The following is a 6,084-nucleotide window of genomic DNA, read 5'->3' on the forward strand; positions in this document are numbered from 1 at the left end:
AAATGAATAATAGAGTAAATCATGTATTATAATGAAATAGGGTAAGGCAAACAAGCATTAGTTTAAACAGAAAATAAGGTATAAATAGATGTCATTTTGACAGAAGAAAAAGCCATTTTGACACATAATAGGGTAGGGTACATCATTTGAAATAGAGGTAACAAATAAATAATTGGAGGACATTTAATGAATTTCGACAAATATACAATAAGAGCACAAGAGGCAGTTCAGACTGCAGTGCAAAGCGCACAATTAGGTCGTCAGCAAAGCGTTGAGCCATTACACCTATTAAAAGGTATCATGGAGAAAGGCAAAGATACGCTCAATTTCATTTTCCAGAAACTGGGAGCTAATGCACATGGCGTTGAGATGGCACTACAAAACGAGCTGCAACATCTACCTAAAGTAGACGGCGGTCAGCCTTACTTTAGTAATGAAACAACACAAGTGTTTAACCAAGCTGAATCAATTTCTCAGCAATGGGGAGACGAATTTGTGTCTATTGAGCCACTACTGATGGCAATAATGAAGGGAAACAACACTGCAGGAAGAATCTTAAAAGACGCAGGTTGCACGGAAGATGGCATGCGAAAAGCCATCGAAGAATTACGTCAAGGCCAACAAGTTCAGACACAAAGTGGCGATGAAAACTATCAGTCTCTCGGCAAATATGCCATCAATCTCGTTGAACGCGCAAGACAAGGAAAGCTTGATCCCGTCATCGGTAGAGACGAAGAGATTCGCAGAGTGCTTCAAATCCTGAGCCGAAGAACCAAGAACAACCCTATATTAGTGGGTGAACCTGGTACGGGAAAAACGGCAATTGTAGAGGGTTTAGCAGAGCGAATTATGAAGGGAGATGTACCAGAAAACCTCAAGAATAAGCAGCTTTATTCTCTCGATATGGGTCAACTCGTGGCCGGAGCAAAGTATAAAGGTGAGTTCGAGGAACGTTTAAAAGGAGTGATAAAAGAGGTTACTAACGCCCAAGGTAACATCATCTTGTTCATTGATGAGATTCATACGCTTGTCGGAGCAGGTGGTGGTGAGGGCGCAATGGATGCCGCAAATATACTTAAACCAGCGTTGGCACGTGGTGAACTTCGCGCCATTGGAGCTACTACTTTGAATGAATACCAGAAGTATTTCGAAAAAGATAAGGCGCTCGAACGACGTTTCCAGATGGTTATGGTGACAGAACCTGATGAGTTAGATGCCATCAGTATCTTAAGAGGATTAAAGGAACGATATGAGAACCACCATAAAGTCAGAATACAAGATGACGCTTGTATCGCAGCCGTTAAGCTTTCAGAGCGTTACATAACAGACCGATTCTTGCCAGACAAGGCTATCGATTTGATGGATGAAGCAGCTGCAAAGTTACGCATGGAGCGTGATTCTGTGCCCGAAGAACTCGACGAAATGGAGCGCACTCTGAAGCAAAAGGAGATTGAACGGCAAGCAATTCTTCGCGAGAACAACCAGCAAAAGATTGATCAACTCGAAAAAGAGATTGCCGAACTCAAGGATAAAGTAAATGCATTCCGTGCGCGTTGGGAAGCTCAAAAAGGTGAAGTCGACCACATCCAGCAAATCAAACAGCAGATGGAAGGTCTGAAATTGGAAGCTGAAAGAGCTGAACGCGAAGGCAATTATCAGCGAGTTGCTGAAATAAGATATGGTGAATTAAAACAGCTTCAGGACCAAATCGACACGCTAAGAAAGCATGTTGACGAGGAGCAGGGAGGCGAAGCACTCATCAGAGAAGAAGTAACCGCCGACGATATTGCCGAAGTTGTGAGCCGCTGGACAGGCATTCCAGTAAGTAGAATGCTACAAAGTGAGCGAGAGAAATTACTGCACTTAGAAGATGAACTGCATAAACGTGTCATCGGACAAGACGAAGCTATTGACGCCGTTTGTAATGCAGTAAGACGCAGTAGGGCAGGACTTCAAGACCCAAAGCGGCCGATTGCTTCCTTTATCTTCTTAGGAACAACGGGCGTTGGAAAGACAGAATTGGCGAAGGCTTTAGCCGAATATCTCTTCAACGACGAGAATATGTTGACCCGAATTGATATGAGTGAGTATCAAGAGAAGTTCAGTGTAACGCGTCTTATCGGTGCACCTCCAGGGTATGTAGGCTATGATGAGGGCGGACAACTTACCGAAGCAGTTCGTCGTAAGCCTTATAGCGTCGTACTCTTTGACGAGATTGAGAAGGCACATCCAGATGTTTTCAACACCTTGTTGCAAGTACTTGACGACGGAAGACTTACCGATAACAAAGGTCGTTTGGTTGACTTTAAGAACACAATCATCATCATGACGAGCAATGCTACACGCGAACAGCTCACCAAATTGATGCGTCCTGAGTTCTTGAATCGTATTGACGACATCATCACCTTCCATCCTTTGACGAAAGAAGAGATTAAGAAGGTTGTTGAACTACAAATGAAACGCGTTCAAAAGATGCTTGAACAACAAGGTTTTTCATTGCATTGGACACAGGAAACTATCGACGATTTGGCCGACCTTGGCTATGATCCTGACTTCGGAGCACGTCCTGTTAAGCGCGCCATTCAAGACTATGTACTCAATGACTTGAGTCGAAAGATTCTTGAAGGAAAGATTGGTAAGGAGGTAACCTTAGGTAAAATTAAAGCGTAAGAAAGCCCTTTTAACCTCTCTTTTCTGAGGGAAAACACTGCCTATTGAACGTTTATAAACGACAATAGACAGCTGTTTAGAGCTTAAAATAACAAGAAGGTAAAAGTGAGTAGAAACAGACTAACCGCTGTTTTCAATCGCTTTTACCTTCTTTTTTTATTGCATTAATGTACTGTCTTATTCCGTTTGCCTAAGTTCTACAACTATTTTCTGACTTCTGCAAACTTATTTCTTTAGGTATTCCCGTGCACATTGCATGACGCTTTGATTCCCCTCACCATCTGATATGAGATCATCAATCAGCCAACGACCATCTTCTTTCTTCATCATTATCATGAAAGTAGAAATCTTTTTTCCATTTTTCAACTTCAAAAAGACTTGTGCCGATGAAGCAAAATTCATGGAGATTGCTTCTATTTGGTAAGAAAGCATATCCCAATCTTGGGCACCTATCCAATAATCATAATCAAAACAACCCATCTGTTCGTGCCGCTTCATGCGCTCACGCTCACAATCTTCCATCGTCTTATTCCATGCTTTGGTGCAAAATCTGCGGTCCAATGACTTCTCACCCTGCATGGCTTCGTCCAATGCTCCATTGTAAGTATTGCAGAGTGTGGTATAAATGGTGTCAACAGAAGCCTTGACTGCCGATGTATCTTTAAGGAAAGGTGAATTCAATGAAACGCTGTTCTCCACCTTATTGCTTTGTTTTATAGCATTCTGACGAAGTAAATGACGAGCTAAAATAAAACAACCTACAATACAAACAATCACTAATAATTTTGTTTTCATACGCGATGTATAAGTATATATATAAATAGGTGTAATCTAAACTATCCCATATTATATTTCAACAGCACAAGGCTTATCCGCTACTTAAATGGATTTTCTGTTGGATAGGGTAGGGAAGCTGGCTGATTATAGGCTATATCCTGAATGCCAAGATACTTGAATACCTCAAACAACACTTTGCCCACATGGTCAAAAGCCACTGCACCATGGTGGGGATATCCCTTTTGTATGAGCACATGACGATAGAAACGACCCATCTCCGGAATAGCAAACACACCGATACCACCAAAAGAACGCGTCGGAACATCAAGCACTTCTCCCTCTGCAATATAGGCTTTCAACTCGCCTTCTGCATTACACTGCAAACGATAGAAGGTCACCTTGCTTGCTGCAATGTCTCCTTCGAGCGTGCCACGAGTAAAGTCTGGCTCGCCACCTTGTTCCAAAAGGCGGTTCTGAATGAGCTGATACTTAATGGCACGAGTGCTGCACATCTTACATTCGGGAGTGTTTCCACAATGGAATCCCATAAAAGTGTCGGTGAGTTTATAGTCATATTTGCCTTTAATATCATCGTCATAAATGTATCGAGGAACGGAGTTATTGATGTCAAGTAACGTCACTGTGTCTCCCGATGCGCACATACCGATATACTCAGATAAGGCTCCATAGACATCAACCTCACATGCAACCGGGATGCCACGACTTACTAATCGCGAATTAACATAACAGGGTTCAAAACCAAACTGGCTTGGAAACGCGGGCCAACACTTGTCTGCAAAGGCCACAAACTCACGTGAACCTTTGTGGTCTTCTGCCCAATCTAACAACGTGATTTCAAATTGAGCCATGCGACGACTCAAGTCTGGATAATACTTACCGCAGCCCATTTCACGAGCCATATCCTCACAAACGGCGTCAATACGAGGGTCATTTTCATGCGCCTTATAAGCCACAAGTAGGTCTAATTCTGAGTTTTCTTCTATCTCAACTCCTAATTCATAGAGTCCTTTTATGGGTGCATTGCAGGCAAAAAAGTCTTGGGGACGCGGACCAAAGGTAATGATTTTCAATCCCTTTAAGCCTATAATCGTGCGTGCAATAGGCACAAAGTCGGCCATCATCTGTGCCACATCTTCTGCCGTTCCCACGGGATATTCAGGGATATATGCCTTGAGGTGGCGCATACCAAGATTGTAAGAGCAGTTCAACATACCACAATAGGCATCGCCACGGCCGTTGATCATGTCGCCATCTCCCTCTGCTGCAGCCACAAACATGCATGGACCTTCAAAGTGTTTTGCTATTAAGGTCTCTGGTGTTTCAGGGCCAAAATTACCCAAGAACACTACAAGTGCATTACAACCTGCAGCCTTTACCTCGGCAACGGCTTTGAGCATATCTTGCTCATTCTCTACGGTTGTCTTACAATTAAACAGCTCTCCTTGATAAGCTGCTACGATGTTTTCGCGTCTTTTCGTGGATAAGGCGATAGGAAAGCAGTCACGACTCACGGCAATAATACCGAGTTTGACTGTTGGAATGTTTTTAGTTACCATATCAATTGTGTTATTCAATCTTGTTGTTTCGCTATGTTTTCACAAAGATAGATAAAAATATAAATAGTGAAATGGCTTTAATTACAAAAAGTGATGATGCTAACGAAAATTAACTTTTTAGTGTATCATCACACGAATTGTGTGCAACGCTGTTCTGTAATCTCATCATTCGTGGTGGGTTTCTAAACTGATTATCCTATCTACAAACCTTAGAAATCTTTGTTTTCTAAAGAAAAAGGGGCATAAAAATAGACTAAACATTGGTTATTTTTGTTGTGTTTATTCGCTAAAAAAATGGACTTTAAAAAGGAAGCAAATAGAATAATAAACGCAAGAAAACAGCGATGATATCAGCTTTTGATGGTGTTGATAGGATAGAAAAGTGCATTTCGCGTTGTGATTTGCATCATTTTACATTGCTTAATCATGCATTTATGCTCGTAAAATAGTCCATTTCTTCGGGTAAAATGACTGAGATTGGGCCACTATTTCATGCAAATAATGGCGTTTATTTTGTGATTTTAAGTAACGCTCTGAGTCTCAATGCAATATAAACTCTTGTTTTTTGGCCCTAATTCTGACAAGAATGATTGTGCGTTTCAAATACGCGAGTTGTGCAAAGGCATTTGTAAAGTTTATTATCCACTATTTAAGAATAAGATAACAACAGTCCAAGGGATGGCTGTTTAAGTGGGGTGGGTGGGCGGGGTAGGCTGTAATGACCTCACTTCTTGACTTATTTTGCAATGAAATCTGTTAGACTTAGCAGCACATTCTTAGTCAAAAAGTGATGTTTTCAGATGTGAGTTTAGTTTTTAAACCATTGCATTTTAAGCTGTTTATACGCAGAACTGGATAGGTAGGATGATAGGTATTATTAGTCAAAAAGGTATTTTTCTCAGCAAAAAGTGAAGCATAAAAGTATAAAAAGTGAAAGAAAACAAACTGCAATTCAAAACGAATGATTGTCAAGTTTGCATCCTTATGTAATATGATGTAACAGCTTAAGAATGAAGAAATTATCTATTTTGAAAGTTGGTTTCTGTCATATTTCAAGTTC

At 41.2% G+C, this 6,084-nt stretch carries 3 protein-coding genes; 1 reads left to right on the plus strand and 2 read right to left on the minus strand.

All coding sequences use genetic code 11. The features are described from left to right. The first annotated feature begins 186 nt into the window (after positions 1-186). A complete protein-coding gene (clpB, locus tag HMPREF9420_RS12415) occupies positions 187-2,670 on the plus strand; it encodes an ATP-dependent chaperone ClpB (protein ID WP_007136079.1) in 2,484 nt (827 codons plus the stop codon). Positions 2,671-2,895: 225 nt separating this feature from the next. Here the strand turns inward: clpB and HMPREF9420_RS12420 are convergent, their stop codons facing one another. Further along, on the minus strand, positions 2,896-3,465 hold the full coding sequence (locus HMPREF9420_RS12420; RefSeq protein ID WP_007136080.1) for a DUF3828 domain-containing protein: 570 nt from the start codon (positions 3,463-3,465) through the stop codon (positions 2,896-2,898). An 80-nt stretch (positions 3,466-3,545) separates the two neighbouring features. Continuing rightward, positions 3,546-5,024 (minus strand): L-fucose/L-arabinose isomerase family protein, encoded by a 1,479-nt coding sequence (locus HMPREF9420_RS12425; protein ID WP_007136081.1) that lies wholly within the window; start codon positions 5,022-5,024, stop codon positions 3,546-3,548. Positions 5,025-6,084 lie beyond the last annotated feature (1,060 nt).

Origin of the sequence: Segatella salivae DSM 15606, from assembly GCF_000185845.1 — a bacterium.
Taxonomy (GTDB): Bacteria; Bacteroidota; Bacteroidia; order Bacteroidales; family Bacteroidaceae; genus Prevotella; species Prevotella salivae.

Excerpts from the sequence above, each read along its gene's own strand:
- clpB (WP_007136079.1), top strand. The coding sequence starts at position 187 with ATGAATTTCGACAAATATACAATAAGAGCACAAGAGGCAGTTCAGACT.
- HMPREF9420_RS12420 (WP_007136080.1), bottom strand. The coding sequence starts at position 3,465 with ATGAAAACAAAATTATTAGTGATTGTTTGTATTGTAGGTTGTTTTATT.
- HMPREF9420_RS12425 (WP_007136081.1), bottom strand. The coding sequence starts at position 5,024 with ATGGTAACTAAAAACATTCCAACAGTCAAACTCGGTATTATTGCCGTG.